General features: G+C 72.0%; 25 protein-coding genes and 1 rRNA gene. 8 read left to right on the top strand and 18 right to left on the bottom strand.

The genetic code is table 11. The features are described 5' to 3' along the window. Nucleotides 1–145 precede the first annotated feature (145 nt). Nucleotides 146–262: ribosomal RNA gene (gene rrf, locus ACIGW2_RS00005) — 5S ribosomal RNA — on the top strand. Nucleotides 263–322: 60 nt separating this feature from the next. Here rrf and ACIGW2_RS00010 read toward each other — a convergent pair. The 4 genes from ACIGW2_RS00010 to ACIGW2_RS00025 all read right to left on the bottom strand — a co-directional run bounded on the left by ACIGW2_RS00010 (nt 323) and on the right by ACIGW2_RS00025 (nt 4,101). Then, a complete protein-coding gene (locus ACIGW2_RS00010; RefSeq protein ID WP_399840319.1) occupies nt 323–1,006 on the bottom strand; it encodes a response regulator in 684 nt (227 codons plus the stop codon). Beyond that, entirely contained in the window at nt 1,003–2,217 is a 1,215-nt protein-coding gene (locus tag ACIGW2_RS00015; RefSeq protein ID WP_399840322.1) for a sensor histidine kinase, read from the bottom strand. Before ACIGW2_RS00015 ends, ACIGW2_RS00010 begins: the two co-directional genes overlap by 4 nt. Before the next feature lie 97 nt (nt 2,218–2,314). Next, nucleotides 2,315–3,073: an ABC transporter permease gene (locus ACIGW2_RS00020; RefSeq protein ID WP_399840324.1), complete on the bottom strand. Its 759-nt coding sequence runs from the start codon at nt 3,071–3,073 to the stop codon at nt 2,315–2,317. Continuing rightward, complete coding sequence (locus tag ACIGW2_RS00025) at nt 3,070–4,101, bottom strand: ATP-binding cassette domain-containing protein (protein ID WP_399840326.1); 1,032 nt, start codon at nt 4,099–4,101, stop codon at nt 3,070–3,072. Before ACIGW2_RS00025 ends, ACIGW2_RS00020 begins: the two co-directional genes overlap by 4 nt. Before the next feature lie 176 nt (nt 4,102–4,277). Between ACIGW2_RS00025 and ACIGW2_RS00030 the strand changes: the two genes are divergently transcribed. Further along, nucleotides 4,278–4,841: a GNAT family N-acetyltransferase gene (locus tag ACIGW2_RS00030; RefSeq protein WP_361587579.1), complete on the top strand. Its 564-nt coding sequence runs from the start codon at nt 4,278–4,280 to the stop codon at nt 4,839–4,841. Between the two features lie 67 nt (nt 4,842–4,908). Here ACIGW2_RS00030 and ACIGW2_RS00035 read toward each other — a convergent pair whose 3' ends face one another. The 7 genes from ACIGW2_RS00035 to ACIGW2_RS00065 all read right to left on the bottom strand — a co-directional run bounded on the left by ACIGW2_RS00035 (nt 4,909) and on the right by ACIGW2_RS00065 (nt 12,859). Beyond that, on the bottom strand, nt 4,909–6,456 hold the full coding sequence (locus ACIGW2_RS00035; RefSeq protein WP_399840328.1) for a type VI secretion protein: 1,548 nt from the start codon (nt 6,454–6,456) through the stop codon (nt 4,909–4,911). Nucleotide 6,457: 1 nt separating this feature from the next. Next, a complete protein-coding gene (locus ACIGW2_RS00040; RefSeq protein WP_391652922.1) occupies nt 6,458–7,861 on the bottom strand; it encodes an ATP-binding protein in 1,404 nt (467 codons plus the stop codon). 20 nt (nt 7,862–7,881) lie between these two features. Beyond that, complete coding sequence (locus ACIGW2_RS00045; RefSeq protein WP_399840331.1) at nt 7,882–9,435, bottom strand: SCO6880 family protein; 1,554 nt, start codon at nt 9,433–9,435, stop codon at nt 7,882–7,884. Beyond that, on the bottom strand, nt 9,432–10,802 hold the full coding sequence (locus tag ACIGW2_RS00050) for a hypothetical protein (RefSeq protein ID WP_399840333.1): 1,371 nt from the start codon (nt 10,800–10,802) through the stop codon (nt 9,432–9,434). The genes ACIGW2_RS00045 and ACIGW2_RS00050 overlap by 4 nt, the downstream gene beginning before the upstream one ends. Next, nucleotides 10,792–11,592, bottom strand: coding sequence for a hypothetical protein (locus ACIGW2_RS00055; protein ID WP_399840334.1), 801 nt, complete (start codon nt 11,590–11,592; stop codon nt 10,792–10,794). The genes ACIGW2_RS00050 and ACIGW2_RS00055 overlap by 11 nt, the downstream gene beginning before the upstream one ends. Nucleotides 11,593–11,710: 118 nt before the next feature. Then, the gene (locus tag ACIGW2_RS00060; RefSeq protein WP_046908545.1) at nt 11,711–12,019 is read right to left on the bottom strand and encodes a hypothetical protein; all 309 of its coding nucleotides are present in this window, start codon (nt 12,017–12,019) and stop codon (nt 11,711–11,713) included. A gap of 282 nt (nt 12,020–12,301) precedes the next feature. Continuing rightward, on the bottom strand, nt 12,302–12,859 hold the full coding sequence (locus ACIGW2_RS00065; RefSeq protein ID WP_399840336.1) for a hypothetical protein: 558 nt from the start codon (nt 12,857–12,859) through the stop codon (nt 12,302–12,304). A 184-nt stretch (nt 12,860–13,043) separates the two neighbouring features. On the opposite strand from ACIGW2_RS00065, the gene ACIGW2_RS00070 reads away from it, so the two are divergent. The 4 genes from ACIGW2_RS00070 (at nt 13,044) to ACIGW2_RS00085 (ending at nt 16,536) form a co-directional block, all read left to right on the top strand. Beyond that, on the top strand, nt 13,044–14,069 hold the full coding sequence (locus ACIGW2_RS00070; RefSeq protein ID WP_391652917.1) for an NlpC/P60 family protein: 1,026 nt from the start codon (nt 13,044–13,046) through the stop codon (nt 14,067–14,069). 191 nt (nt 14,070–14,260) lie between these two features. Next, complete coding sequence (locus ACIGW2_RS00075) at nt 14,261–14,971, top strand: phosphatase PAP2 family protein (protein ID WP_399840337.1); 711 nt, start codon at nt 14,261–14,263, stop codon at nt 14,969–14,971. Nucleotides 14,972–15,398: 427 nt separating this feature from the next. Then, entirely contained in the window at nt 15,399–16,211 is an 813-nt protein-coding gene (locus ACIGW2_RS00080; RefSeq protein ID WP_391652915.1) for a hypothetical protein, read from the top strand. 118 nt (nt 16,212–16,329) lie between these two features. Then, complete coding sequence (locus ACIGW2_RS00085; RefSeq protein ID WP_391652914.1) at nt 16,330–16,536, top strand: hypothetical protein; 207 nt, start codon at nt 16,330–16,332, stop codon at nt 16,534–16,536. A gap of 117 nt (nt 16,537–16,653) precedes the next feature. Here ACIGW2_RS00085 and ACIGW2_RS00090 read toward each other — a convergent pair whose 3' ends face one another. Continuing rightward, nucleotides 16,654–17,007, bottom strand: a complete 354-nt coding sequence (locus ACIGW2_RS00090; protein ID WP_356061672.1) for a metal-sensitive transcriptional regulator — start codon at nt 17,005–17,007, stop codon at nt 16,654–16,656. Between the two features lie 193 nt (nt 17,008–17,200). On the opposite strand from ACIGW2_RS00090, the gene ACIGW2_RS00095 reads away from it, so the two are divergent. Next, nucleotides 17,201–17,821 (top strand): DUF47 family protein, encoded by a 621-nt coding sequence (locus ACIGW2_RS00095; RefSeq protein ID WP_356061670.1) that lies wholly within the window; start codon nt 17,201–17,203, stop codon nt 17,819–17,821. A gap of 6 nt (nt 17,822–17,827) precedes the next feature. Further along, nucleotides 17,828–18,826 carry an anion permease gene (locus ACIGW2_RS00100; protein ID WP_391652912.1) on the top strand — a complete coding sequence of 333 codons (999 nt, stop codon included), beginning with the start codon at nt 17,828–17,830 and terminating at the stop codon, nt 18,824–18,826. A gap of 244 nt (nt 18,827–19,070) precedes the next feature. On the opposite strand, the gene pstB is transcribed toward ACIGW2_RS00100, so the two are convergent. The 6 genes from pstB to ACIGW2_RS00130 all read right to left on the bottom strand — a co-directional run bounded on the left by pstB (nt 19,071) and on the right by ACIGW2_RS00130 (nt 24,905). Beyond that, nucleotides 19,071–19,847, bottom strand: coding sequence for a phosphate ABC transporter ATP-binding protein PstB (pstB, locus tag ACIGW2_RS00105; protein WP_361587556.1), 777 nt, complete (start codon nt 19,845–19,847; stop codon nt 19,071–19,073). Nucleotides 19,848–19,872: 25 nt separating this feature from the next. Next, the gene (pstA, locus tag ACIGW2_RS00110) at nt 19,873–20,943 is read right to left on the bottom strand and encodes a phosphate ABC transporter permease PstA (protein WP_361587555.1); all 1,071 of its coding nucleotides are present in this window, start codon (nt 20,941–20,943) and stop codon (nt 19,873–19,875) included. After that, entirely contained in the window at nt 20,940–21,914 is a 975-nt protein-coding gene (gene pstC, locus ACIGW2_RS00115) for a phosphate ABC transporter permease subunit PstC (RefSeq protein WP_391652910.1), read from the bottom strand. Before pstC ends, pstA begins: the two co-directional genes overlap by 4 nt. 138 nt (nt 21,915–22,052) lie before the next feature. Continuing rightward, entirely contained in the window at nt 22,053–23,189 is a 1,137-nt protein-coding gene (pstS, locus tag ACIGW2_RS00120) for a phosphate ABC transporter substrate-binding protein PstS (protein WP_356061656.1), read from the bottom strand. Nucleotides 23,190–23,481: 292 nt separating this feature from the next. Next, nucleotides 23,482–23,907 carry an NUDIX hydrolase gene (locus ACIGW2_RS00125; RefSeq protein WP_399840340.1) on the bottom strand — a complete coding sequence of 142 codons (426 nt, stop codon included), beginning with the start codon at nt 23,905–23,907 and terminating at the stop codon, nt 23,482–23,484. Then, nucleotides 23,904–24,905 carry a CHAD domain-containing protein gene (locus ACIGW2_RS00130; protein ID WP_399840908.1) on the bottom strand — a complete coding sequence of 334 codons (1,002 nt, stop codon included), beginning with the start codon at nt 24,903–24,905 and terminating at the stop codon, nt 23,904–23,906. Before ACIGW2_RS00130 ends, ACIGW2_RS00125 begins: the two co-directional genes overlap by 4 nt. Nucleotides 24,906–24,907 lie beyond the last annotated feature (2 nt).

A 24,907-nucleotide genomic window follows, 5' to 3' on the forward strand; every position in this document is an offset into this window, starting at 1 on the left:
CGGATGTGGAAGCCCAGTAATGGGTGGAGCTGACCGGTACTAATAGGCCGAGGGCTTGTCCTCAGTTGCTCGCGTCCACTGTGTTAGTTCTGAAGTAACGAACACGCCCCCCTTCGGGGAGCGCGGCGGTTCAACTTCATAGTGTTTCGGTGGTCATAGCGTTAGGGAAACGCCCGGTTACATTCCGAACCCGGAAGCTAAGCCTTTCAGCGCCGATGGTACTGCAGGGGGGACCCTGTGGGAGAGTAGGACGCCGCCGAACAATCTTTGTGGGAAAGCCCCGCACCGTATGGTGCGGGGCTTTTCTGCGTTTGTGCCTCCTCTACGCGGAGGGCGATACCAGTCCCGTGTCGTAGGCGAGGATCACCGCCTGCACGCGGTCGCGCGAGCCGGTCTTCGCGAGGATGCGGGTCACGTGGGTCTTCACCGTGGATTCGGCGAGGTGGAGGCGGGTGGCGATCTCGGTGTTCGTCCAGCCCTGGGCGATGACCGTGAGGATCTCGCGTTCGCGGTCGGTCAGGGCGGCGAGGCGCGGGTCGTCCCGTCGGGTGGCCGGCTTGGCCATGGCGGTGGGGGACGGCGGCAGGTGCGGCAGGTAGGTGTCGAGCAGGCGGCGGGTCAGGCTGGGCGCCACCACCGCGTCGCCGCTCGCGACCGCGCGGATGCCCGAGAGGAGTTCCTCCGGCTGGGCGTCCTTCACCAGGAAGCCGCTCGCGCCGGCACGCAGGCCCTCGTACGCGTACTCGTCCAGGTCGAAGGTCGTGACGATCAGGACGCGGGTGCGTTCGCCCGTGGCGAGGATGCGGCGGGTGGCCTCGATGCCGTCGAGTCCCGGCATGCGGATGTCCATGAGGACCACGTCCGGGCGGTGGCGGTCGGCGAGGCGGACGGCCTCGGTGCCGTTCGCGGCCTCGTCCACGACCGTCATGTCGTCCTGGCTCTCCAGCAGCATCCGGAAGCCGAAGCGCTGCATCGGCTGGTCGTCCGCGATCAGGACCGTGGTCACGAGGGGAAGTCCTCCTTGGGGAGTCGGAGTCGTACGCGCCAGCCGGCGCCGTCGGCACCGCCGGGCAGAGGGCCGGAATCCAGTGTGCCGTCGTAGAGTGCCGCGCGTTCGCGCATGCCCACCAGGCCCTGGCCCTCTCCCTGTTCCGGTCCCCGGGCGGCGGCGCCCTTGCCGGTGTCCGTGACCGTGAGGACCACGGCATCGGGGCCGTACGCGAGCGTCACCGTCGCCTCCGCCTCCGGGCCGCCGTGCTTCAGCGTGTTCGTCAGGGCTTCCTGGAGCACACGGTAGACCGTCAGCTGGGCGCCCGCGGACAGGACGGTGTCCCCCTGGGGGCGGGGCAGTTCGGCGTGGACGCGCAGGCCCGCCTTCCGTACGCCGTCCACGAGGGCGGGGAGCTCCGCGAGACCCGGCTGCGGCGTTCGTTCGGCCGCCCCGTCCTCCCTCAGCACGCCCAGCAGACGCCGGAGTTCGGCCAGAGCCTGCCGGCTCGTGGTGCCGATGGCGTTGAGGGCCTGGGCGGCGCGCTCGGGGTTCTTGGCGGCGGCGTAGCGGCCGCCGTCGGCGAGGCCGGTGATGACGGAGAGGTTGTGGCCGATGATGTCGTGCATCTCCCGGGCGATCCGGGCGCGTTCGGCCGCCGCCGCCAGCCGGACCTCCTGGTCGCGTTCCTCGCGGCGCGAGCGGACGGTGATGCCGAGCAGCACGACGACCACGTACGCCCACAGGGTCGGCACCACGTACTGGTCCCAGGTGTCGGCCTGGTGGAGGAACGCGCCCGTCACCAGCGGCGGCACGATCAGCGCGGCCGACCATCCCAGGGCGCGGGGCGGGCGGGTGAGGGCGACGTGGAAGACGGGGAGCGCCTGGAGGAAGCCGGCCTGGAGGAAGGCGCCCGAGACGGCGCTGAGGAGCGCACCGGTCGCCATCACGGCCAGCGCCGCCGTCGGCCGACGGCGGCGCCAGTAGAGCGGCAGGGAGAGGAGCAGGCTGGCCACCAGGACGAGCCAGGTCGGTACGGACGGGTCGCGTGCGGTGTTGCGCCAGCCGCCGGACGCGTCGACGAGTGCGGCGAGCGTCCAGACCGAGGTGAGCAGGGCGTCCCAGGCCCACGGGCGTGCGGTGTCGATGGCCCGGGCGCGGGCGATGAGGCGCTGGACGTAGCGGCTGGGTCCGGTGGGTGCGGGAGCGTCCGGGGCTGCACGCCCCACAGGCGTGATCCGTCCCGTACCGCCCACGCCTGTCATGCTTCCGCTCCCGCGCCTGCCGGTCCTGCCCGTGCCCCTGCTCCTCGTCATGCGGCCATCCTCATACGTCCCTGCGGCGCAGTAGCAGTGCCGGGACGGCGAGGGCCGCGGCGGCCCACAGGGTGAGCGCGAGGAGGGCCGCGCCGGGGGAGGCGGCGCCCGGGATCGGGGTGGCGGAGCCGAGGGCGCCGGCGGCCTGGGTGGGGAAGTAGCGGATGGCGGTGTCGACGCTCTCGTACGGGAGCATCCCGAGAACCTCGGGCAGGATCATGACCCCGCCGATGAAGGCGCCGAGCGCGCCGGGGACGGAGCGGAGCGCGGCGCCCAGGCCGAGGGCGACGAGGCCGAGGAGGGTGACGCCGGCGGCGTTGCCGGCGAGGGCGGCGAGGACGCCGTCGTCGGTGAGGGAGGCGGCCTGGTCGGTGTCGTGGAGGAAGATCTGGGCGACGCCGAAGGTCAGCAGGGCGGTGGCGGACGAGAGCGTGAAGACGACGCCCGCGAAGACCGCGGCCTTCGCCGCGAGCACGGGCAGCCGGCGCGGGACGGCGGTGAGGGTCGCGCGGACCAGGCCGGTGGCGTACTCGCCGGCCGTGAGGAGGATGCCGAGGACGGCGATGGCGATGCCGCCGAGCTGGGAGCCGTAGAGGGTGAGGATCACGGTGTCGACGTCGGAGTCGCCGCCGCCGGACGTGTAGGTGGCGCCCATGAGGATGCCGACGCCGAGCACCAGGGCGACGGCGGTCAGGAGGGTCGCCCAGGTGGAGCGGACCGTCCACAGCTTGTGCCACTCGGCTCGGAGGACTCGGGTCGGGGTGATCACGCGGCTGCTCCCTCGGTCTGGGGCCGGGCCTGGGGCCGGGGCTGAGCCTGGGTCTGGGGCTGGGTCCGGGGCTGAGCCTGGGTCTGGGGCTGGGTCCGGGGCTGAGCCTGGGTCTGGGGCTGGTCGGGGGTCTGGTACTCGACGGAGTCGTGGGTGAGGTCCATGAAGGCCTGCTCCAGGGACGCGGTGCGCGGGGTGAGTTCGTGGAGCGGGACGCCGTGGGCGGCGGCGGCCCGGCCGATGGCGGCGGCGTCGAGGCCGGTGACGTGCAGGGTGCGGGGCTCGGGCCCTTCCGTGGTCACGTGGGCCGTCGCGGGCAGCAGGGCGCGCAGCCGGTCGGCCTCCGGGGTGACGACCTTGACGGTGGTGCCGCCGGCCTCGCGGACGAGGTCCGCGACGGTGGTGTCGGCGAGCAGCCGGCCCTTGCCGATGACGATCAGGTGGTCGGCGGTGAGGGCCATCTCGCTCATCAGGTGGGAGGAGACGAGGACCGTACGGCCTTCCGCGGCGAGGGACTTGAGCAGGTTGCGGATCCAGAGGACGCCTTCCGGGTCGAGGCCGTTGACGGGCTCGTCGAGGACGACGGCCGCCGGGTCGCCGAGGAGGGCGGCGGCGATGCCGAGGCGCTGGCCCATGCCGAGCGAGAAGCCCTTCACGCGGCGGTCGGCGACCTCGGTGAGTCCGGCGAGGTCGAGGACCTCGTCGACGCGGGAGCGCGGGATGCCGTGGGTGAGGGCGAGCGCGGTGAGGTGGTGGCGGGCGCTGCGGCCCGGGTGGAGCGAGCGGGCCTCCAGGAGGGCGCCGACCTGGGTGAGGGGTGCGGGGTGGTCGGCGTAGGGGCGGCCGGCGACGGTGGCGCGGCCCCGGGTCGGGGCGTCGAGGCCGAGGAGCATGCGCAGGGTGGTGGACTTGCCGGCGCCGTTGGGGCCGAGGAAGCCGGTGACGGAGCCGGGGTGGACGGTGAAGGAGAGGTCCTGGACGACGGTCCGCTTTCCGTACCGCTTGGTGAGTCTCTCTGCTCGGATCATGCTGACGACGCTAGGGAGCGGGCGGGGGCCGGGCGTCCGACCGCGGGTGGGAGGTGGCGGGCGGGCGTAGTACCGGGGTACGACGCGGGGTACGGCCCGTCCTCGGGGCGCCGCCCTGCGGGCGGCCCCGGGAAAAGTCCTTGTCAGGACGGGTCCGGGCTGGTGAGGATCGGCGCATGGACTATTCGATTCGCCCCGTGCGCGCCGACGAGTGGGAGCGGGTGCGGGAGCTGCGGCTCGCCGCGCTGCGGGACCCGGTCGCGCACCTCGCCTTCGTGGAGACCCACGAGGCCGCCCTCGCCCAGCCCGACGCCTTCTGGCAGGGGCGCGCGCAGGGCGCCTCCGAGGACGGGCCGGGGCGGGTGCGGCAGTTCGTCGCGGAGACGCCGGACGGGCGCTGGATCGGCACGACCACGGTGCTGGTGGAGCGGCCCTCGGACGAGGAGCCGCTGTTCGGCGAGCCGGCGGAGAAGGACCAGACGCAGCTGGTGGGCGTGTACGTGCGGCCGGAGGCGCGGGGCGGCGGCGTGATCGACGCGCTGTTCCGTACGGCCGTGGAGTGGTCGTGGGCGCTGCCCGCGCCGGCGGTCGAGCGGGTGCGGCTGTACGTGCACGAGGACAACGCCCGGGCGGCGGCCTTCTACCGGCGTTTCGGTTTCGTGCCGACGGGCGGCCGGATACCGGCGCCGGGCCCGGCGAGCGGTGAGGACGTGGAGTACGAGCTGCCGAGGGTCGGCTAGGTCGGCAACCCGGCTGGGTCGGCAACTCGGCTGGGTCGTCGGCCCGGGAAGATCCGGGAGGGACGGCCTAGCGGGCCGCGTTGCCGTGCGGGAGGGGCTCGGGCCAGCGGGCGCGGGCCTGCTCCTGGGAGCGCATCAGGGCGAGGGTCGGCAGGCCGAGCTCCTGGCCGGTGGCGACGAGTTCGGGCAGGCGGGGGATGGGGGCGACGGCCGCGACGTCGTCGAGGACGAGTGTCAGTGGTGGGTCGAGCCGACCGTCGGATGACCGTGCGGCCATGCGGCGGCCGTGCTCGACCACGCGTGCGGCGAGCGCGGTGAGGAGGGGCATCGCGCCCGGGTGGGTGCGCGGGTCCTCGATCGGTTCACCCACCACGTAAAGGGTGCCCTGCTCGGCGACGAAAGATGCCAGTGTGAGCGAATCCGTTCGATTCGGGGTGCAGGCCTGGCGGATGTGGATCGAGGAGAGGGCGGAGAGCGCCCGGGCCGTCAGTTCCTGGGCGGCGGCGCGGCGTTCGGGGTGCGCGGTGAGCGCGGACTCCAGGAGGCCGGCGTGGCCGGCGGCGGCCTTGGGGTGGGTGCGGAGGATCCGTACAGGTTCGTGGGCGTCGCCGCCCTGGGCCCAGCGGTGCACCTGCTTGAAGGGGCGGCCGTCGGTGGCGGCGGCGTGCAGCCAGCAGCGCAGGAGCGTTTCGGCGGTGTCGGCCACGGCCGCGTCGAGCCGGGACTGCGGGCGTACGGGTGCGAGGAGCGCCGCCGCGCGGTCGCGGGCCTCCTGGGGGTCCTCGCAGCCCTCGGCCGGGTTCCAGTGGAGCCGGGCCGGGGTGTCGCAGAGGTGGCCGGGGTCGTAGACGAGGACCGGGCCGAGCTTGCCGCGGGCGTCCTTGGTCTCGGCCCACAGCTCGGGGTCGGAGGTGACGACGAGCACGGCGCCCTCGGCGTCCCGGACCGCCTGGGCGGCGGTGGGGCGGCGGGCGGCGGCGGGGGCGTAGACGATGCGAGGGGAGGGCGCGGGGGCCGTCTCCGTCTCCTCGGCGGGGCGCCGCGGGGCCGGGGGCTGGGGGTGCGGCGCGGGCCGGGGTTCGGGCGCCACTGCGGCCGCGGGGGCTTCGGCGGGCCCGGCGGAGGACGCAGGGACCGCGGCGGCTTCGGGCGCTTGGGGGGCCTGGGGGGCTTCGGAGGCTTGGGGCTCTGTCGTACGGGCGGCGCGCTGCCGCTCGTCGCGGCGTCGCTTCCCGTACGAGATCCCCTTCCCCGCCCTGCGGTTCGCGCGGACCGTGCGCCAGCGGGCGAGGGTGCCGAGGGCGAAGACGGCGAGGACGGTCAGGACCATGGCCTCGCCGATGACCAGGCCCCAGAAGAGGCCGTAGCCGGAGAGGGCGGCCGGCGGGGTGCCGGGCCAGGCGGCGGCGAGGTCGGTCGGGGCGCCCATCAGGGAGCGCAGGGCCAGGGGCGTGCGCGTGAAGGTGACGCCCGGGGGCCAGGAGCCGTGCGCGAAGAGGCCGGCCAGGCCGGTCGCCGTCCAGACCAGGACGGCGAGGCCGAGCAGCAGGGCGAGCAGCCCGACCACGAACCCGTCGGGGATGCCGCCGCCCTGCTGCTCGCGGTCCTGCCGCATGTCACGCCACCGTCGACTGGGACGTGTCGTTCATCTGCTGCTCGATGAGGATCGCGCGCTGTTCGGTCTCCCACTCCAGTTCCTGGTCGGTCGTGGAGGGGCCGGAGGACTCGGTCATGGCGCGGTCGGTGTAGACGAGCGGGCGTTCCTTCTCGGTGATGAGGTGTTTGACCACCTGGACGTTGCCGTTGACGTCCCAGACGGCGATGCCGGGGGTCAGGGTCGGGATGATCTCGACGGCCCAGCGGGGCAGGCCGAGGACGCGGCCGGTGTTGCGGGCCTCGTCGGCCTTCTGGGCGTAGATCGTGCGGGTGGAGGCCATCTTGAGGATCGCGGCGGCCTCCTTGGCGGCGGCTCCGTCGACGACGTCCGAGAGGTGGTGGACGACGGCGACGAAGGACAGGCCGAGGCGGCGGCCGAACTTGAGCAGGCGCTGGAACAGCTGGGCCACGAAGGGGCTGTTGATGATGTGCCAGGCCTCCTCGACGAGGAAGATGCGCTTCTTCCGGTCGGGGCGGATCCAGGTGTGCTCCAGCCACACGCCGACGATCGCCATGAGGATGGGCATGGCGATGGAGTTGCGGTCGATGTGGGACAGGTCGAAGACGATGAGCGGCGCGTCGAGGTCGATGCCGACGGTCGTCGGGCCGTCGAACATGCCGCGCAGGTCGCCGTCGACGAGCCGGTCGAGCACCAGGGCCACGTCGAGGCCCCAGGCCCGTACGTCGTCTATGTCGACGTTCATGGCCTCGGCGGACTCGGCCTCGGGGTGGCGGAGTTGCTCGACGATGTCGGTGAGGATCGGCTGGCGGTCGGTGATGTGCTCGTTGACGTAGGCGTGGGCCACCTTGAGCGCGAAGCCGGAGCGCTCGTCGAGGCCGTGGCCCATCGCCACCTCGATGATGGTGCGCAGCAGGGCGAGCTGGCCGGTGGTGGTGATGGACGGGTCGAGCGGGTTGAGGCGGATGCCGTCGTCGTTGGCGACCATCGGGTCCAGGCGGATGGGGGTTATCCCCAGCTCCTGGGCGATGAGGTTCCATTCGCCGACGCCGTCCTCGCCCTGGGCGTCGAGGACGACGACCTGGCGGTCCCGGAAGCGGAGCTGGCGCAGGACGTAGGTCTTCTCCAGGGCCGACTTGCCGTTGCCGGACTCGCCGAGGACGAGCCAGTGGGGGGCGGGGAGCTGCTGCCCGTACAGCTGGAAGGGGTCGTAGATGTACCCCTTGCCGCTGTAGACCTCGCGGCCGATGATCACGCCGGAGTCGCCGAGGCCGGGGGCCGCGGTCGGCAGGTAGACGGCCTGGGCCTGGCCCGTGGAGGTGCGCACGGGCAGGCGGGTCGTCTCGACCTTGCCGAAGAGGAAGGAGGTGAAGGCTTCGGTGAGGACGGACAGCGGATCTCGCATCGGTCTGTGCCCCTTCGGCCCTAGCGGCGGATGCCGGTCGCGAACGGCAAGGTGTTCACAAAGGCCCGGTGGTGCTCGCGGTCGCACCATTCCAGCTTCAGGTAGGACTTGCCGGCGGAGGCCCTGATCGTGCGCTTGTCCCGGGCCAGGGCCTCGGGCGAGCGCGACGACACTGTGATGTACCCGACGAGGTTGACCCCGGCGGCGCCGCTGGCGAGATCTTCACCCCGCTGGTCGAGCCGGCCGTGGGCGGCGATGTCGCGCGGGTCGATGGTGCGGTTCATCTTGGCGGCGCGGCTGGCCTCCGCCTCGTCGTTGGTCTTCTCCGTGAGCATGCGCTCGATGGCGACCTCGGTGGGCTCCAGGTCCATGGTGACGGCGACGGTGCGGATGACGTCGGGGGTGTGGACGAGGAGCGGGGCGAGGAAGTTGACGCCGACCGGGGTCATCGGCCACTCCTTGATCCAGGCGGTGGCGTGGCACCAGGGGGCGCGGGTGGCGGACTCGCGGGTCTTGGCCTGGAGGTAGGTGGGCTCCGTGGCGTCGAGCTCGGCGGGCCAGGCGTTGCGCTTGGTCATGGCCTGGATGTGGTCGATGGGGTGGTCCGGGTCGTACATGGAGTGCACGAGGGAGGCGAGCCGGGACTGCCCGAGGGGCTGGCGGACGCGGATGTCGGCCTCGGCGAGGCGGGCGCAGATGTCGGTGAGCTCGCGGGCCATGACGACGGCGAGGCCGGCGTCGCGGTCGAGGCGGCGGGCGCCGGAGGCGTGGCGGGCGGCGCGGGCCATGGCGTTGGCCTCGGCGGCGAGTTCGCGGGTGTAGTGCATGCACGCGACGAGGTAGGCGCGGTGCTGCTCGCTGCTCGTCGACACCATGGACTGGAGCTGGTCGTACGACTCCTGGAGCCAGGCGGGGGCCGTGTGGTCGCCGCGCTGGGCGACGTCCTTGGCGTGGGCGTCGGGGTCGGCGGGGAGGGTGCGGGCGAGCATCTGGAGGCGGGTGACGAAGCCGTCGCCGTTGGCCACGTGCTTGAGGAGGGTGCCGAAGCGGTCGACGAGGGCTTCCTGGTCCTCGGAGTCGCGCAGGCCGACGCCGGGGCCCTCGATCTCGATGGCGGCGGTGACGGTGCGGCGGTCGGCGTGCAGGAGGACGGCGATCTCGTCGGGGCCGAAGGGGGCGGAGAGCCAGGTGACGCCGCCGATGCCGGGGGGCGGGCCGATCTCGACCTCGCGCCCGTCGAGGCGGGTGCCGGCCTCGACGGCGCCGGAGCGGTAGGCGGTGCCGCGCTTGAGCATGCGCTTGTAGCTGCGGTTGATCTCGAACCACTTGTAGAAGGTGCGCTGTTTGTACGGCACGTAGACGGCCGCGAGGGCGAGCATCGGCAGGCCCGCGAGCAGGGCGATGCGCAGGGCGAGGACCTGGACGATCAGTCCGCTCATCATGCCGAGGAACGCGCCGGCGATGATGAGCGCGATCTCGCCGGTCTCGCGGTTCTTGCCGACGATCGCGTTCGGCCGGGCGCGGCCGATGAGATACGTGCGGCGGGGCGAGACCGGCTGGGACTGGGTCGTCAACGCCCTGCACCTCCTGCTCCTGTGTTCTTGCGGTTGCTGCTGCTGCGGCTGGTGTGCGGGGTGCCCGCCGTGGGGCTGCTGCTACGGGGCGGGGGCGTGGCGCCGCTGGTGTTCTGGCCCCCGCCGCGGCTGCTGTGGGCGGCGACGCCGCCGGAGAGGGGGTTGGCGGGGCGGGGGGCGCCGCCGCCGGAGCCGCCCTGGGCGCCGCCTCCGCCGTCGCTGCGGGTGCTGTGGGTCTTGATGCCCTGCGAGACGAGGGAGGCGGGGGAGGAGATGACGGCGGCGGCGGTGTTCTCGCCGGCGCGGTGGAGGCGGTTGTTGCGGGAGGCGATGATCTCGTCGCCGAAGCCGGGGACGAAGCGGTAGATCATCGCGGAGGCGAAGATGGCGAGCAGGATGATCGCGAGGCCGGAGACGACGGCGGAGAAGGCGTCGGGGCCGGTGCCGGAGGAGAGCGCGCCGGCGAGGCCGAGGACGATGACGATGACCGGCTTGACCAGGATGACCGCGATCATGATGCCGGCCCAGCGGCGGACGTGGCCCCACATGTTCTTGTCGACGAGCCCGGAGTAGACGACGACGCCGAGGAGGGCGCCGACGTAGAGGAGGACGGCGCGCAGGACGAGTTCGAGGTAGAGCACGCCGGCGGCGAGGATCGTCACGAGGGACACGATGATCAGCATGATCGGCCCGCCGCCGATGCTGTCGCCCTTCTCCAGGGCCTGCTTGAAGCTGCCGAAGAAGACGTCGGTCTGCTGGCCGGTGCCGGAGGCGATGACCTCGGTGATGGCGTCGGTGGCGTTGACGACGGTGTAGAGGATCAGCGGGGTGAAGGCGGAGGCGAGGACCGTCAGCCAGAGGAAGCCGACGGCCTCGGAGATGGCGGTGGTGAGGGGGACGCCGCGGATGGCGCGCTTGGCGACGGCGAGGAGCCAGAGGAGGAGGGTGAGGAAGGTGGCGGCGGCGAAGACGATGGCGTAGCGGCCGAGGAAGTCGAGGTTGGTGAAGTCGACGGTGGCGGTGGACTTCACGGCGGAGGAGAGGGTGTCGACGACCCAGGCGGCGGCTTTGGCGCAGCCGTTGGCGAGGGAGGAAAGGGGGTCGGTGGTGGTGGTGGGGTCGTCGAGGCGGGGGTTGGTGCCGGGGGAGCGCTGGCCGTTTTCGCAGTACTCGCGGGCGGGGCCGACGATGAGGTCGCACTGTCCCTTGCCGGACGGGGACGCCGACGGAGTCGGGGCACCCGGTGTGGGAGTCCCCGGAGTGGGCGTGGGTGCGGCGAACGCACGGGTGGCCCACAGGACTGCGGCGGTCTGTACGGCGACCAGAGCCGTCGTCAGACGGAGCGCGGTGCGGGAGTCAGCGCGCATAGGTGAAGCCTCCGAACTCCTGGACGGCCTTGGCGATGGCGTCGGCGTCGGAGGCGGTGCGGTCGGTGTTCACCGGTGCGGGGCCCTCCTTCTGCGAGAAGGAATCCACCTTCCAGTCGCCGCCGGACCAGCGCAGGGCGAGCGTCATGGTGAACCAGTCGTTCGTGACGGGGTTGGTCGAACTCACACCGGCCGTGCCGAACACGCCCGTGCACCAGACGTCGATGGTGGCTGCGTCGTTCGCGTACGCGGTCACCTTGGTGCCGACCGGGGCCGTGCGCGACACGTAGGTCATGCCGGGTGCGGCGTTTCCCTGCTCGTCGAGGCCGAGCTTGGCGAGGAACTCCTTGCTGTACGCCTGGTTCAGCTTGGTTTCCATCTCGCCGATCTTGGCGTCGGTGAAGACGCCCCGCACGATGTCGCCGCGGCGGTCCGGCTTGAGGATGTCGGCGGAGACGAGCGCCACCGCGTAATTCGCCGCCGCGCTCTGCGCGCCCTGTTCGTCGTGGGCGAAGCCGGCCGGGAGGGGGCCGTTCTTGCCGGGGACGGGGCGGACGCCCGTCGCGGCGGTGGGGGCCTGGGTGGTCGAGGGGGTGGGGGCGGGGGGGCCCGAGGTGGTGGGGGTGCCGTCGCCGCGGTTGGCGAGGGCGATCGCCGCGACCAGGAGGACCACCACGCCGACCACCGCGACGAGGGAGCGGGCGCTCCGGGCGGGGGGTCGGGTGGTGGTGGGCGTGGAGTCGGGGAGGCGGGTACGGGTCTGGCCGTCGTGCTCGTCGCCGAAGCTCATGCCGGGTACGCCCCCTCGGCCCTGCGCGGGTACGACGACGGGAGCCGTGCTGGTTTCCGCGCGGGCGCGGCGTGGTGACTGGACATCAGGGAACGCGACCTCGGTGGTGAGAAACGGGTTAGACGGCCATCCCGTACACGATGGTGAAGAGCGTCCCCAGGGAGCCGATGATGAAGACTCCGGTCAGGCCGGCCACGATCAGGCCCTTGCCCTGCTCGGCGCTGAAGGTGTCGCGCAGGGCGGTGGCCCCGATGCGCTGCTTGGCCGCGCCCCAGATGGCGATGCCGAGGCAGAGCAGGATGGCCACGGCCATCACGACCTCGATCATCACCTTGGCTTCGGCACCGAGGCTCCCGAAAGGCCCCCAGTTCGGGGCGATTCCACCGATGATGGTGGTGATGTCGCCCTTCTCGGCCGCCAGGTACATGTAACTCACCGCCCCTGTTGGGTAGTTCGTCGCCCTGCCTGATGGCATGGGTCGTCGACCTATCTTCGCTGATGAAACCGCTCGCGTGTGACGGCTTGGCGGCTCTCTTTACCCGATCCCCGCACACTTGACCGATCCGACCGTCTTGACCTGCGGTGGTGTGGCCGGTTTGTATGCGAAGAAGCGTATGGTCACTCTGTGTATCACGCAGAGTGACTCCGGGCAATGATTGTCGTTGTGGCACCTTTGGCCGTGTATGCGCCACGCAGGAGGGCGCGTCTTTCAGGGGCGGTGCGGGGCCCAGGGCTCGCCGATCACGGACTCCTCGGCGACGGCGTGCGGGACCTTGGCGCACGGGGTGTAGCCGTCGAGGAACAGGGTCGTCGTACGGGTGTTCCAGGTGAGGTCGAACAGGTCGCCCGTCGCCGGGTCCTCGGCGCGGAAGCCGAGCTCGGTCAGGTCCTTGACCTGGCGGTCGCGGTCGTGGGTGATCTTCCAGCCGGCCGCGACGAAGGCCGCGCGCAGGCGCGTGCCGGTCGGGCGGGCGGTCTCGATCGGGACGTCCGGGACCTCCCAGCGCAGCTCGTAGGTCCGGACGTCCTCGGCGACCCGGTCGATGCCGGTGTAGCAGCTGTAGCCGGTCTCGATCCGGACCGGCCGCACCGGGGCGTGCACGGGCAGCGCCATCGACGCGTACGCCCACTGCGCACGGTCCGTCAGGCGGCCCGCGAGGACCGTCGGATCGCCCGCGGGGTAGCGCTTCTCCAGCAGGGAGCAGCCCGTGGTGGCCGTCAGGACGGCGAGCAGGAGGGCCGACAGGGCCGCGGTCGTCTTCTTCACCCCGCGACCGTACGAAGGGGGCGGCGGGGCCCGCGTGAGTAGCCGTACTCAACCGGGAGGCGGACCGGTACCCGGTCGTCTTCGGACACTTGCGTTCCGTCCGGTTCGTCCACGCCCCGAGCCGGGGGTGCCCGCCTAGACTGGGACGTCGGGCGTACGGGCAGGGACCGAGGGGTGGTTGACGGTGCGTAAGGCGCGCGGGGCCTGGCTCGTGGCGGGCGGGGCGGTCGGGGTCTGCCTCAGCTTCGTCGCGCTGCTCGTCGTCGGCACGTACTCCGCGGCCGCCGGGATGCTCGGCGGGGCCGCCAACGGCAAGGGCGGGGCCGTCGCGCTGGCCAAGGGCGCGGTGCCGGCGGCGTACCAGGGGCTCGTGCAGCAGTGGGGCAACCTCTGCCCGGCCATCAACCCGGCGCTCCTCGCCGCGCAGCTGTACCAGGAGAGCGGCTGGAACCCGACCATCGTCTCGCCCGCCAACGCCCGCGGCATCGCGCAGTTCATCCCCGGCACCTGGGCCACCCACGGCATCGACGGGGACGGGGACGGCGACCGGGACGTGTGGGACCCGAAGGACGCGATCCCCTCGGCCGCCTCGTACGACTGCGAGCTCGCCGGCTACGTGAAGGACGTGCCGGGCGACCCGACGAACAACATGCTGGCCGCGTACAACGCCGGCGCCTACCGCGTGATCCGGTCCGGCGGCGTGCCCCGGATCAGCGAGACGCAGAACTACGTGCGGATCATCCGCTCCCTGGAGAAGAGCTTCGCCCGTCCCGTCGGCCGGGTCGACCCGTCCAAGCAGGCCGCCGGGGCGATCTACTACGCGCAGCAGAAGCTCGGCACCCCGTATCTCTGGGGCGGCACGGGCACGGCCGCGCAGGGCGGGCGGTTCGACTGCTCGGGGCTCACCCAGGCGGCGTACGAGTCGGTGGGGATCACCCTGCCGCGCGTGGCCAACGACCAGTACAACGCCGGGCCGCACCCGGGCCGGGACGAGCTGCTCCCCGGTGACCTGGTCTTCTTCTCCGACGACCTGACGAACTCCCGGGCCATCCGGCACGTCGGCATCTACGTGGGCGGCGGCTACATGATCGACGCGCCGCGCACCGGCGCGGTGATCCGCTTCGACCGGATCGACACGCCGGACTACTTCGGGGCGACCCGGGTGACGAAGGACGGGGCCGCGGCCCTGCCCACCCACCTGCCCCGGTAGCCGGGCCGGGACGGCCGGAACTCCGCGTGATGCTCCGGCCCTGAGCTGCGACGGCCCGTCACCTTTCGATAACGTCGTAGTGATCTTGGGCGGAGAGCGGAACGCTGCCTTCGGGCGGATCGTTTCCCGATCCGACCACTCTGACCACGGGGGTTGGACGCCACCAACACGACAGCAAGGGGCCGCAGCAGATGGCTGGACTCGCATCGGACGGTTCGAACCCCGATGTCAGCCTGCTCTACGACATCAACGGGCTCGCGAAGACCGCCCCGCCGTGGTTCGACCGCGTCATGGAGTTCACCGGCGAGTACGGCATCGTGCTCGGCCTCGTCCTCGTGGTGCTCGGCTGCTGGTGGAGCGTGCGCAGACGCGCGGCGACCGCCGACTCCGTCTCCGGCCTGGCCGCGCTGCTGTGGGCGCCGCTCGCCGCCGGCATCGCCCTGCTCGTCAACGTCCCCATCCGGGGCTTCGTCGAGCGGCCCCGGCCCTTCAAGGACCACCAGGGCCTTGAGGTCCTCGTGGCCGGCAAGACCGACTTCTCCTTCGTGAGCGACCACGCCACCCTGACGATGGCCGTCGCCGTCGGCGTCTTCATCGCCCACCGCCGCTTCGGGCTGCTCGCCATCGGCCTGGCTCTCGCCGAGGGCTTCTGCCGGGTCTACATGGGCGTCCACTACCCGACCGACGTGGTCGGCGGCCTCGCCCTCGGCACCGCCGTCGCGCTGCTCCTGGCGCCGCTCGCGCTCGCCCTGCTGACCCCGCTGGTCTCCGCGGTCGCCCGCTCCCGGCGCGGCGCCCTCCTGGTGCGCTCCCGGCGCGCCGCCGACCGCCCGGCCCTCGCCGAGACCCCGGTCGTCCCCGAGCCCCGCCTCGGCGCCGGCGAGAGCGACCTCGCCGCCTGAGCCGTACGACCCCGAGACGTACGGCCCCGAGAGGTACGACCCCGAGACGTAGGGCGCCGGGCTGTACGACCCCGAGACGTAGGGCGCCGGGCTGTACGGCCCCGAGCCGTAGGGCGCCGGGCTGTACGGCCCCGAGACGTACACGCCGGCCTACGCCGTGCGCTCCGCCGCCCGGTCCGAGGGTTCCGCCCGTTCCGTGTGCTCCGACGCGTCCGTACGCGCCCGGTCCCGGGATCTGCGGGCGGGGCCACGCCAGCCGCAGCTGCAGCGGGCGAAGGCGAACGAACCGCGTTCCGCGGTCTCCGTGTGATGCGGCGCCTGCTCATGCACGTCAACACCGTACTGCGCGTGACGGGGCGTCCGGACCGTCGTTATCCGATGGGCGGGATCCGGACAGCGGCGGCAGGTTGTTGGGGGTTGGCAGGCGATGGTGGTGCGGAACGGACGCACGGGCGGGGCGTGGGCCGTCGCCGCGGCCCTGCTGGTCGGCGGGTGCGCGGGGGCGGGCGAAGACGATGCCGCGCCGGGCGGGGACGACCCGGCCGGGACCGTGCGCGCGGCGGCCGAGGGGCTGACCCGGGCCGGGTCCTCGCGGGCGAGCACCTCGATGGAGATGGCCTCCGGCGGGACCCGGGTCACCATTCGCGGCGAGGGCGCGTACGACTTCCGGCGCCGCACCGGCCGGCTCCAGGTGGTGCTGCCCAAGGACGCGGCCGGGGAGAGCGCGCACCGGCCCATCACCGAACTGCTCGCCCCGGGCGCGCTCTACATGAAGAACCGGGGCGCCGGCGTCCCCGCCGACAAGTGGGTGCGGGTCGACACCACGACCCTGGACGACGGCAACCTGGTCACCGGCGGCGCCACCGACCCGGCTGCCGCGGCCGAGCTGCTGCGCGGCGCGCGGGACGTCACGTACGTGGGCGAGAGCGAGCTGGCCGGCGTGAAGGTGCGGCACTACCGCGGGACGGCCGACATCGGGGAGGCCGCCCGGCTGGCCTCGCCGCAGGTGCGCGGGGCGCTGGCCGCGGCGGCGAAAGGGTTCACCACGGACACCGTGCCCTTCGACGCGTACCTCGACGCGGAGGGCCGGCTGCGCAAGGTGCGCCACCGGTTCAGCTTCAGCAACCAGGGGCGTACGGTCGCGGTCGCGTCGACCACGCTGCTGTACGGGTTCGGGACGCGGGTCTCGGTCGAGCTGCCGGCGCGGGAGGACATCTACGCCGGGAAGATCAAGGCCTGAGCGCCCGCCCCGGGGCCGGGGCACGGGCCATGGGCAAATGGCCCGGACGTGTCATGTGCGGTCCGTAGGGCCCTCCCTACGCTGGGAGACCGACGCCGGCAGGAAGAGGTGAAGGCACATGGCTCCGTCGTCGGACGCGGCGACCTCGACCGCATCCGGGGCCGCGACCGCGACCGTCGGGCCGGGGGATCCCGAGCGCGTGGCCCTGGCCGAGATCGAGCTGTGCGGCGAGCTGATCATCGCGGCCTCCGCCGTCGAGGAGGAGCGGCTGAGCGCCGACCGCATCGACGAGGTCCTCCGGGTGGGCGTCCCCGGACCGCGCTGACCGCCGTCCCCCTCCCGGGTGCCTCGGCACCGTTCTCTTTGCGCCACCGGAGCCATCGGGCCTCGGGCCGGGCCATCAGACCTCGGGGCCGCGCCCTCGGACCTCGGGGCCGAGGCCTCAGGTCCGCAGCATCCGGGCGATCGCCTTCGTGGCCTCCTCGACCTTCGACTCGATCTCGTCGCCGCCCTTGGTGGCCGCGTCCGCGACGCAGTGCCGCAGGTGCTCCTCCAGGAGCTGGAGCGCGAAGGACTGGAGCGCCTTGGTGGAGGCGGAGACCTGGGTGAGGATGTCGATGCAGTAGACGTCCTCGTCGACCATCCGCTGCAGGCCGCGGATCTGCCCCTCGATGCGGCGCAGCCGCTTGAGGTGCTCGTCCTTCTGCTTGTGGTAGCCGTGCACGCCGTGGTCGTGGTCCGTCGTCGGCGGGGCGGTCTCGGGGGTGACCTCGGCCGCCGCCTCGGTGGTCGTCATCGCGTCCTCCCGTTGTCCATAAAGGGTGTCTATACCCCTCGTGGGTATATGGTACCGATCCCCGCGAATCGGGGCGGGGGCCCGTGCAGATCACTGTGCCTGATGGGCGACACTGAAGGGACGCCGGTTAGCCGTGGCCGGATGATGCGCCTAGCATCAGCCTGACCGAATTCCAGCACCCCGAGGACCCCACGTGCGATTTCGTCTGACCCCCAGGGAGACGAGCTTCTACGACATGTTCGCCGCGTCCGCGGACAACATCGTCACGGGCGCCAAGCTCCTGATGGAACTGCTCGGAGCGGACACCTCCGCCCGGGCCGAGATCGCGGAACGGATGCGGGCAGCGGAGCACGCCGGCGACGACGCGACCCACGCCATCTTCCACCAGCTGAACTCCTCCTTCATCACGCCGTTCGACCGCGAGGACATCTACTCCCTCGCCTCGTCCCTCGACGACATCATGGACTTCATGGAGGAGGCCGTCGACCTGGTCGTCCTCTACAACATCGAGGAACTGCCCAAGGGCGTCGAGCAGCAGATCGAGGTGCTGGCGCGGGCGGCGGAGCTGACCGCCGAGGCGATGCCGAACCTGCGGACCATGTCGAACCTCACCGAGTACTGGATCGAGGTCAACCGGCTGGAGAACCAGGCCGACCAGATCCACCGCAAGCTGCTCGCCCACCTCTTCAACGGCAAGTACGACGCCATCGAGGTGCTCAAGCTCAAGCAGGTCGTGGATGTCCTCGAAGAGGCGGCCGACGCCTTCGAGCACGTGGCCAACACGGTGGAGACCATCGCGGTCAAGGAGTCCTGAGGCTTCGTGGACACCTTCGCTCTGATCGTGACCATCGGCGTCGCGCTCGGCTTCACGTATACGAACGGCTTCCACGACTCCGCCAACGCCATCGCCACCTCGGTGTCGACCCGGGCGCTGACGCCCCGGGCGGCGCTCGCGATGGCCGCGGTGATGAACCTGGCCGGTGCCTTCCTCGGCCAGGGCGTGGCGCACACCGTCAGCAAGGGCCTGATCGAGACGCCGACCGGCGACAAGGGGATGGGCATCCTCTTCGCCGCGCTGATCGGCGCGATCGTCTGGAACCTGGTCACCTGGTACTTCGGCCTTCCCTCGTCCTCCTCGCACGCCCTGTTCGGCGGCATGGTGGGCGCGGCGCTCGCCGGCGGTACGGAGGTCATCTGGTCGGGCGTGCTCGAGAAGATCGTCATCCCGATGTTCCTGTCCCCGGTGGTCGGCCTGCTGGCCGGTTACCTGGTGATGACCGCGATCCTGTGGATCTTCCGCCGGGCCAACCCGCACAAGGCCAAGCGCGGCTTCCGGATCGCGCAGACCGTGTCGGCGGCCGGCATGGCCCTCGGTCACGGTCTGCAGGACGCCCAGAAGACGATGGGCATCGTGGTCATGGCGCTGGTCATCGCGGACGTGCAGGGCGCCGACGACCCCATCCCGGTGTGGGTGAAGATCGCCTGTGCGGTGATGCTGTCGCTCGGTACGTACGCGGGCGGCTGGCGGATCATGCGGACCCTCGGCCGGAAGATCATCGAGCTGGACCCGCCGCAGGGCTTCGCGGCGGAGACGACGGGCGCGTCGATCATGTTCGTGACCGCCTTCATCTTCAAGGCGCCGATCTCCACGACCCATGTCATCACCTCCGCGATCATGGGCGTGGGCGCCACCAAGCGGGTCAACGCGGTCCGCTGGGGCGTCGCCAAGAACATCATCCTCGGCTGGTTCATCACGATGCCGGCGGCGGCGCTGGTCGCGGCGCTGAGCTTCTACGTGGTGCGGCTGTTCTTCGGCTGACGAGCGGTGCCACCCCGCTTTGCTGGGGGTCCGGGGGTTATCCCCCGGGGGATGCAGTATCACGATGCCGGCGGCGGCGCTGGTCGCGGCGCTGAGCTTCTACGTGGTGCGGCTGTTCTTCGGCTAGGCGGCCGGCCGCTCGGGTCGAACCCGGGTTGAACGTGGTTGGGCCCGGCTCCCCTGGGGGAGCCGGGCCCATTCGCGTCGTACGGCGGCACCGCCATGCAGCACCGTACGACTTCTTCTATCCGAAGCGGCCGGAGATGTAGTCCTCGGTCGCCTGGACACTCGGGTTGGAGAAGATGCGCTCGGTGTCGTCCAGCTCGATGAGCTTGCCGGGCTGGCCGACCGCCGCCAGGTTGAAGAAGGCGGTGCGGTCCGAGACGCGGGCGGCCTGCTGCATGTTGTGCGTCACGATGACGATCGTGAAGCGCTCCTTCAGCTCGCCGATGAGGTCCTCGATCGCCAGCGTCGAGATCGGGTCGAGGGCCGAGCAGGGCTCGTCCATCAGCAGCACGTCCGGCTCGACCGCGATCGCGCGGGCGATGCACAGGCGCTGCTGCTGACCGCCGGAGAGGCCGGAGCCCGGCTTGTTGAGGCGGTCCTTGACCTCGTTCCAGAGGTTCGCGCCCTTGAGGGAGCGCTCGACGATGTCGTTCAGCTCGGACTTCTTGTACGAGCCGTTGAGGCGCAGGCCCGCCGCCACGTTGTCGAAGATCGACATGGTGGGGAAGGGGTTGGGGCGCTGGAAGACCATGCCCACGGTGCGGCGCACCGCGACCGGGTCGACCCCGGCGCCGTACAGGTTCTCGTCGTCCAGCATCACCTTGCCCTCGACGCGGCCGCCGGGGGTGACCTCGTGCATGCGGTTCAGGGTGCGCAGGAAGGTGGACTTGCCGCAGCCGGAGGGGCCGATGAAGGCCGTCACGGAGCGGGGCTCGACGGTCATCGAGATGTCGTCGATCGCCTTGTGGTTGCCGTAGTAGGCGGAGAGGCCGCTGACGTCGATTCGCTTGGCCATATCAGTTCACTTCCAGTGTGCCGCGTCAGCGGCCGGTCTTGGGGGCCTTCCAGCGGGCGATGCCGCGGGCCACCAGGTTGAGGATCATGACGAAGGCGATCAGGACGAGCGCCGCGGCCCAGGCACGGGCCACGGAGGCGTCGGTGCCGACCGCGTACTGCTCGTACACGTAGAGCGGCAGCGAGGACTGGGCGCCTTCGAAGGGGTTCGGGTTGATGAGCTTCGTACCGAACACGAGGAGGAGCACGGGGGCCGTCTCACCGGTGATGCGGGCGACCGCGAGCATGACGCCCGTGGTGATGCCGCCGATCGCGGTCGGGAGGACCACCTTCAGGATCGTGCGCCACTTGGGGATGCCGAGGGCGAGGGAGGCCTCGCGGAGCTCGTTGGGGACGAGCTTGAGCATCTCCTCGGTGGAGCGGACCACGACCGGCATCATCAGGATCGCGAGGGCCATGGAGCCGGCGAAACCGGAGGGGCCGAAGCCGAGGATCAGGTTCCAGGTGGCGAGGACGAAGAGGCCCGCGACGATCGACGGGATGCCCGTCATGACGTCGACGAAGAAGGTGACGGCGGAGGCGAGCTTCCCGCCGCCGTATTCGACCAGGTAGACCGCGGTCAGGAGGCCGATCGGGGCGGCGATCAGGGTCGCGATGCCGACCTGCTCGATGGTGCCGAGCAGGGCGTGGTAGACGCCGCCGCCCGCCTCGGCGTCGAGGACGCCGTTCATCGAGTGGGTGAGGAAGTAGCCGTCGAGGACTTCGAGGCCCTTGCTGATGGTGACCCAGGCGAGGGACAGCAGCGGGACGACGGCGAGGACGAAGCAGACCCAGACGAGGCTGGTGGCGACCCGGTCCTTGGCCTGGCGGGAGCCCTCGACCTTGGTGGTGATGGCGTACGTGGCGAGGACGAAGACCAGGGCGGCGACGAGGCCCCACTGGACCTTGCTGTGCCAGCCGGCGCCGAGGCCGATGCCGATGCCGGCGGCGATGGAGCCGAGGGCGGTCGCGGCGGGGGTCCAGCGCGGGAGGCGGGCGTGGGAGAGCGGGCGGCGCGGGGTCACGGCGACCGGCCGGTCCTGTACGGCGTGGCTCATGCGTTCGCCCCCGAGTACTCCTTGCGGCGCGCGATGATCATGCGGGCGGCGCCGTTGACCAGCAGGGTGATGACGAAGAGGACGAGGCCGGAGGCGATCAGGGCGTCGCGGCCGTACTCGTTGGCCTCGTTGAACTTCGCGGCGATGTTCTGGGCGAAGGTGCCGCCGCCCGGGTCGAGCAGGTGGCCCGAGAGCACGAAGCTGGGGGAGAGGACGACGGCGACGGCCATCGTCTCGCCGAGGGCGCGGCCGAGGCCGAGCATCGAGGCGGAGATGATGCCGGAGCGCCCGAACGGCAGCACCGACATGCGGATGACCTCCCAGCGCGTGGCGCCGAGGGCGAGCGCGGCCTCCTCGTGCATCCGCGGGACCTGGAGGAAGACCTCGCGGGTCACGTTGGTGATGATCGGGAGGATCATGATCGCGAGCAGGATGCCGACGGTGAACATGTTGCGGGCGACGCCGTCGCTGGACTTGTCGAAGATGTACGTCCAGCCCAGGTACTGGTCGAGCCACTTGTTCAGGCCGCCGAGGTAGGGCACGAGGAAGATCGCGCCCCAGAGGCCGTAGATGATGCTGGGCACGGCGGCGAGCAGGTCGACCACGTAGGCGAGCGGCTTGGCCAGCTTGCGCGGGGCGTAGTGCGAGATGAAGAGCGCGATGCCGATCGCGACCGGCACGGCGATGAGCATCGCGATGATCGAGGAGACGATCGTGCCGAAGGCGAGGACGGCGATGCCGAACACCGGCGGGTTTCCGGCCGGGTTCCACTCGAAGGTGGTGAAGAAGTTGGTGCTGTCCTTCGAGATCGCGAGGACGGCACGGTAGGTGAGGAAGACCGCGATCGCGGCCATGATCACGAGGAGGGTGATGCCGGAGCCGCGGGACAGACCGCTGAAGACGCGGTCCCCGGGGCGGGTCGCGCCCTTGGCGCGCCGGCTCCTTCGTATGTCTGGTGTGGTGGAAGCCATCTGGGTTTCTCCGGTCTGCGGGGGCCGGTACGCGAGGCGCGCGGTGTGGCGTGCGTACGGTCCGGTCCCCTGGCGGCGGTGCACCGGATGCCGGGGACGGCCCCCCTACGGGAGATGAGGGGCCGTCCCCGGTCGGGGTCAGGACAGGGTCGGGATGATCTCGCGGACCTTGGTCGCGATCTCGGCCGGGAGCGGGGCGTAGCCGGCGGCGGGCAGGACCTTCTGGCCCTCCTCGCTGGCGGTGTAGGTGAGGAACGCCTTCAGGGTCGAGAGGGTCTCGGCCTTGTTGCCCTTGTCGCAGGCGATCTCGTAGGTGACCAGGGTCAGCGGGTAGGCGCCCTCGGCCTTGGTGGCGTAGTCGAGGGACAGGGCCAGGTCGCTGCCGGTGCCCTTGATCTTCGCCGCGGCGATGGCCTTGGAGGCGTTCTCGGCGGTGGCGGCGACCGGGGCGGAGGCGCCGGTGTTGATGCTGACCGTGGAGATCTTGTTGGCGGTCGCGTAGGAGAGCTCGAAGTAGCCGATGGAGCCCTCGGCGTCCTTGACGGCGGTGGCGACGCCGGAGGAGCCGTTGGCGGCCTGGCCGCCCTGGGCGGGCCACGACTTGGTCTTCGGGTCGTACTTCCAGTCGGCCGCGGCGGTGGCGGACAGGTACTTGCCCAGGTTCTGGGTGGTGCCCGACTCGTCGGAGCGGTGGAAGGCCTGGATCGTGGAGTCCGGGAGCTTGGCGCCCGGGTTCAGCTTGGCGATCGCCGGGTCGTTCCACTTGGTGATCTTGTTGTCGAAGATCTTGGCCAGGGTGGGGGCGTCCAGGACCAGGTTGTCCACGCCGTCCAGCTTGTAGCCGATGGCGATGGGGCCGCCGACCATCGGCAGGTTGACGCCCTTGCCGCCCTTGCAGATCTTCTGCGACTCGGCGACCTCTTCGTCCTTCAGGGCGGAGTCGGAGCCGGCCAGGGCGACCTGGCCCTGGTTGAACTTGGTGATGCCGCCGCCGGAGCCGATCGGCTGGTAGTTGATCTCGACGCCGGAGCAGGCGGCCTGGAAGTTCTTCACCCACAGGTCCATGGCGTTCTTCTGCGCGCTGGAACCGGCGGCGAGCAGCTGACCCTTGGCACCGTCGCACTTGATGTTCGACGCGGCGGCCGAGGTCTTGCCGCCGTCCTTGGTGGGCTCGTTGTTGTTGTCCGAACCACACGCCGAGAGGACGAGCGCGCCGGAGACGACGAGGGCACCGATCGCGGAGGCGCGAAGCCCGTTCTTACGCGAAAGCTTCACTTTCGGCTGTTCCTTCCAGAAGTCGCCTGCCGTGGACCGTGGTGTCCTGAACGTTGTACGGCGGCGCGTGTCGGGGTGGTCGGTGCGTCGCTGGGATCCGCACCGTGTACGACCGAAATTAGGCAGAACAGGTGAAGCGGTCGACGGAGGAGAGTGAACGGCAGGTGAACCATGCCGGAAGCCCGGGTTAGGTCACGCCGTGGTTACGGAGCGGCCACGGCCATGGCTCGGCACACGGGTACGGGCACGGGTACGGGACCGGCGTGGCACGGGTACGGCGCGCGTACGGGGCTCAGCGGACGGGCGTCGCGAGCAGGGCGTCCAGGAGCTCGCGGTCCCGGGGCTGGGTGAGCCGGGCGCGGGCCCGGGCCGGCGGCAGCCAGACCAGGGCGTCGACCTCCCGCCCGGGGGTGAAGGTGCCGCCGAGGGCGCGGGCCGCCCAGTAGTGGACCTCCTTGGGGCGGCCCTGCGCGAGGTAGTGCACGGAGGGCAGCCGGGCGCCCAGCTCGCAGGACTGGCCGGTCTCCTCCGCGACCTCGCGCACCGCGCAGGCCGCGAGGGTCTCGCCGCGCTTGAGCTTGCCCTTGGGGTGCGACCAGTCGTCGTATTTCGGCCGGTGGACGAGCGCGATCTCGATCCCTCCGGCGCCCGCGGCCCCCGCGGCCCCCGCGGCGCCCGGGGCCGGGCGCCACAGGACGCAGCCCGCGGCCAGGATCACGGCACCGCCGCCGTGGCGCGGGTCCAGGCGCGCTGGAAGGCGAAGCGGGCGGCCTCGACCTCGTGGCGCTGGTCGGCGTGCAGGACCCCGAGGGCGTAGGCGGTGGCCGGGGCGATCCGCGGGGTGCGGGCGGCGGCGGCCGCGGCGGCGGCGGCCTCGGCGGCGTCGCGGTGCCGGTCCAGGGCGCGGGCCGCCTCGTACAGCACCGGGTCGGGCTCGGCGCCGCCGCGCAGCACCTCGGCGGCGTAGCGGTGCAGCCGCAGCAGGCCGCGGGTCTGGTGCCAGGGGGCGTCCTGGGCCTCGCCGGCGGCGAGCGCGAGGGCCTCGGCGTTGTACGGGTGGGCGGCCCGGGTGAGCGGGAGGGCGCCGACCGCGTCGAGCAGCCGGTGCTCGACGACCATCGCGGGCGCCCGGAGCACCTCGTCGGCGCGGGTGGCGGCGGCCGGGCCGAAGGGCACCTCGGAGGCGAGCAGGGCGACGGCGTCGGCCACGGCGTGGAAGCGGGAGGAGCCGAGGGCCTGCAGGGCGGCGGAGTGGGCGCGGGTGCGGGCGAGGGTGAGCTGGCGTTCCAGGAGGGCGCCGGCCCGGGCGGCGCCGACGGTGAGCCCCGGGCCCTGGGTGCCGCGGGCGGCGGGCACCGGCCCCGTACCGCTCGACAGCCGGGACAGCGCGTCCACCAGGCGGACGAGCCGGCTGGTGCAGGCGTGCTCCAGGGCGAGGGTGCCGGAGAGCCAGGCGAGCTCGGCGCGCAGCTGGTCGGCCCAGCCGGGGTCGAGCAGCGGCCGGAAGGTGTGCAGGGTGCCGCTGATCCGGCGGGCGGCCGCCCGCAGGGTGCGGGCGGCGGCCTCGGCGCCGGCCGAGTCGGCGCCGCTCTCGGTGTGCAGCCGCAGGCCGCGGAGGAAGTCCGCGGCCCGCGCGTGCAGGTAGGGGGCGAGCACCTCGCCCGCGGAGACCTCGGACGAGGGCGTGGGTCCGGACCCGGTGGTGTCCGGCGCGATCG

Origin of the sequence: Streptomyces sp. NPDC053541 (assembly GCF_044544705.1) — a bacterium.
Taxonomy (GTDB): Bacteria; Actinomycetota; Actinomycetes; order Streptomycetales; family Streptomycetaceae; genus Streptomyces.

Coding starts and splice junctions, on each gene's coding strand:
- ACIGW2_RS00075 (WP_399840337.1), top strand. CDS start 14,261: ATGGCTGGACTCGCATCGGACGGTTCGAACCCCGATGTCAGCCTGCTC.
- ACIGW2_RS00040 (WP_391652922.1), bottom strand. CDS start 7,861: ATGCGAGATCCGCTGTCCGTCCTCACCGAAGCCTTCACCTCCTTCCTC.
- ACIGW2_RS00055 (WP_399840334.1), bottom strand. CDS start 11,592: ATGAGCTTCGGCGACGAGCACGACGGCCAGACCCGTACCCGCCTCCCC.
- ACIGW2_RS00080 (WP_391652915.1), top strand. CDS start 15,399: ATGGTGGTGCGGAACGGACGCACGGGCGGGGCGTGGGCCGTCGCCGCG.
- ACIGW2_RS00035 (WP_399840328.1), bottom strand. CDS start 6,456: ATGCGGCAGGACCGCGAGCAGCAGGGCGGCGGCATCCCCGACGGGTTC.
- ACIGW2_RS00060 (WP_046908545.1), bottom strand. CDS start 12,019: ATGTACCTGGCGGCCGAGAAGGGCGACATCACCACCATCATCGGTGGA.
- ACIGW2_RS00050 (WP_399840333.1), bottom strand. CDS start 10,802: ATGCGCGCTGACTCCCGCACCGCGCTCCGTCTGACGACGGCTCTGGTC.
- ACIGW2_RS00030 (WP_361587579.1), top strand. CDS start 4,278: ATGGACTATTCGATTCGCCCCGTGCGCGCCGACGAGTGGGAGCGGGTG.
- ACIGW2_RS00090 (WP_356061672.1), bottom strand. CDS start 17,007: ATGACGACCACCGAGGCGGCGGCCGAGGTCACCCCCGAGACCGCCCCG.
- ACIGW2_RS00085 (WP_391652914.1), top strand. CDS start 16,330: ATGGCTCCGTCGTCGGACGCGGCGACCTCGACCGCATCCGGGGCCGCG.
- pstB (WP_361587556.1), bottom strand. CDS start 19,847: ATGGCCAAGCGAATCGACGTCAGCGGCCTCTCCGCCTACTACGGCAAC.
- ACIGW2_RS00025 (WP_399840326.1), bottom strand. CDS start 4,101: ATGATCCGAGCAGAGAGACTCACCAAGCGGTACGGAAAGCGGACCGTC.
- pstA (WP_361587555.1), bottom strand. CDS start 20,943: ATGAGCCACGCCGTACAGGACCGGCCGGTCGCCGTGACCCCGCGCCGC.
- pstC (WP_391652910.1), bottom strand. CDS start 21,914: ATGGCTTCCACCACACCAGACATACGAAGGAGCCGGCGCGCCAAGGGC.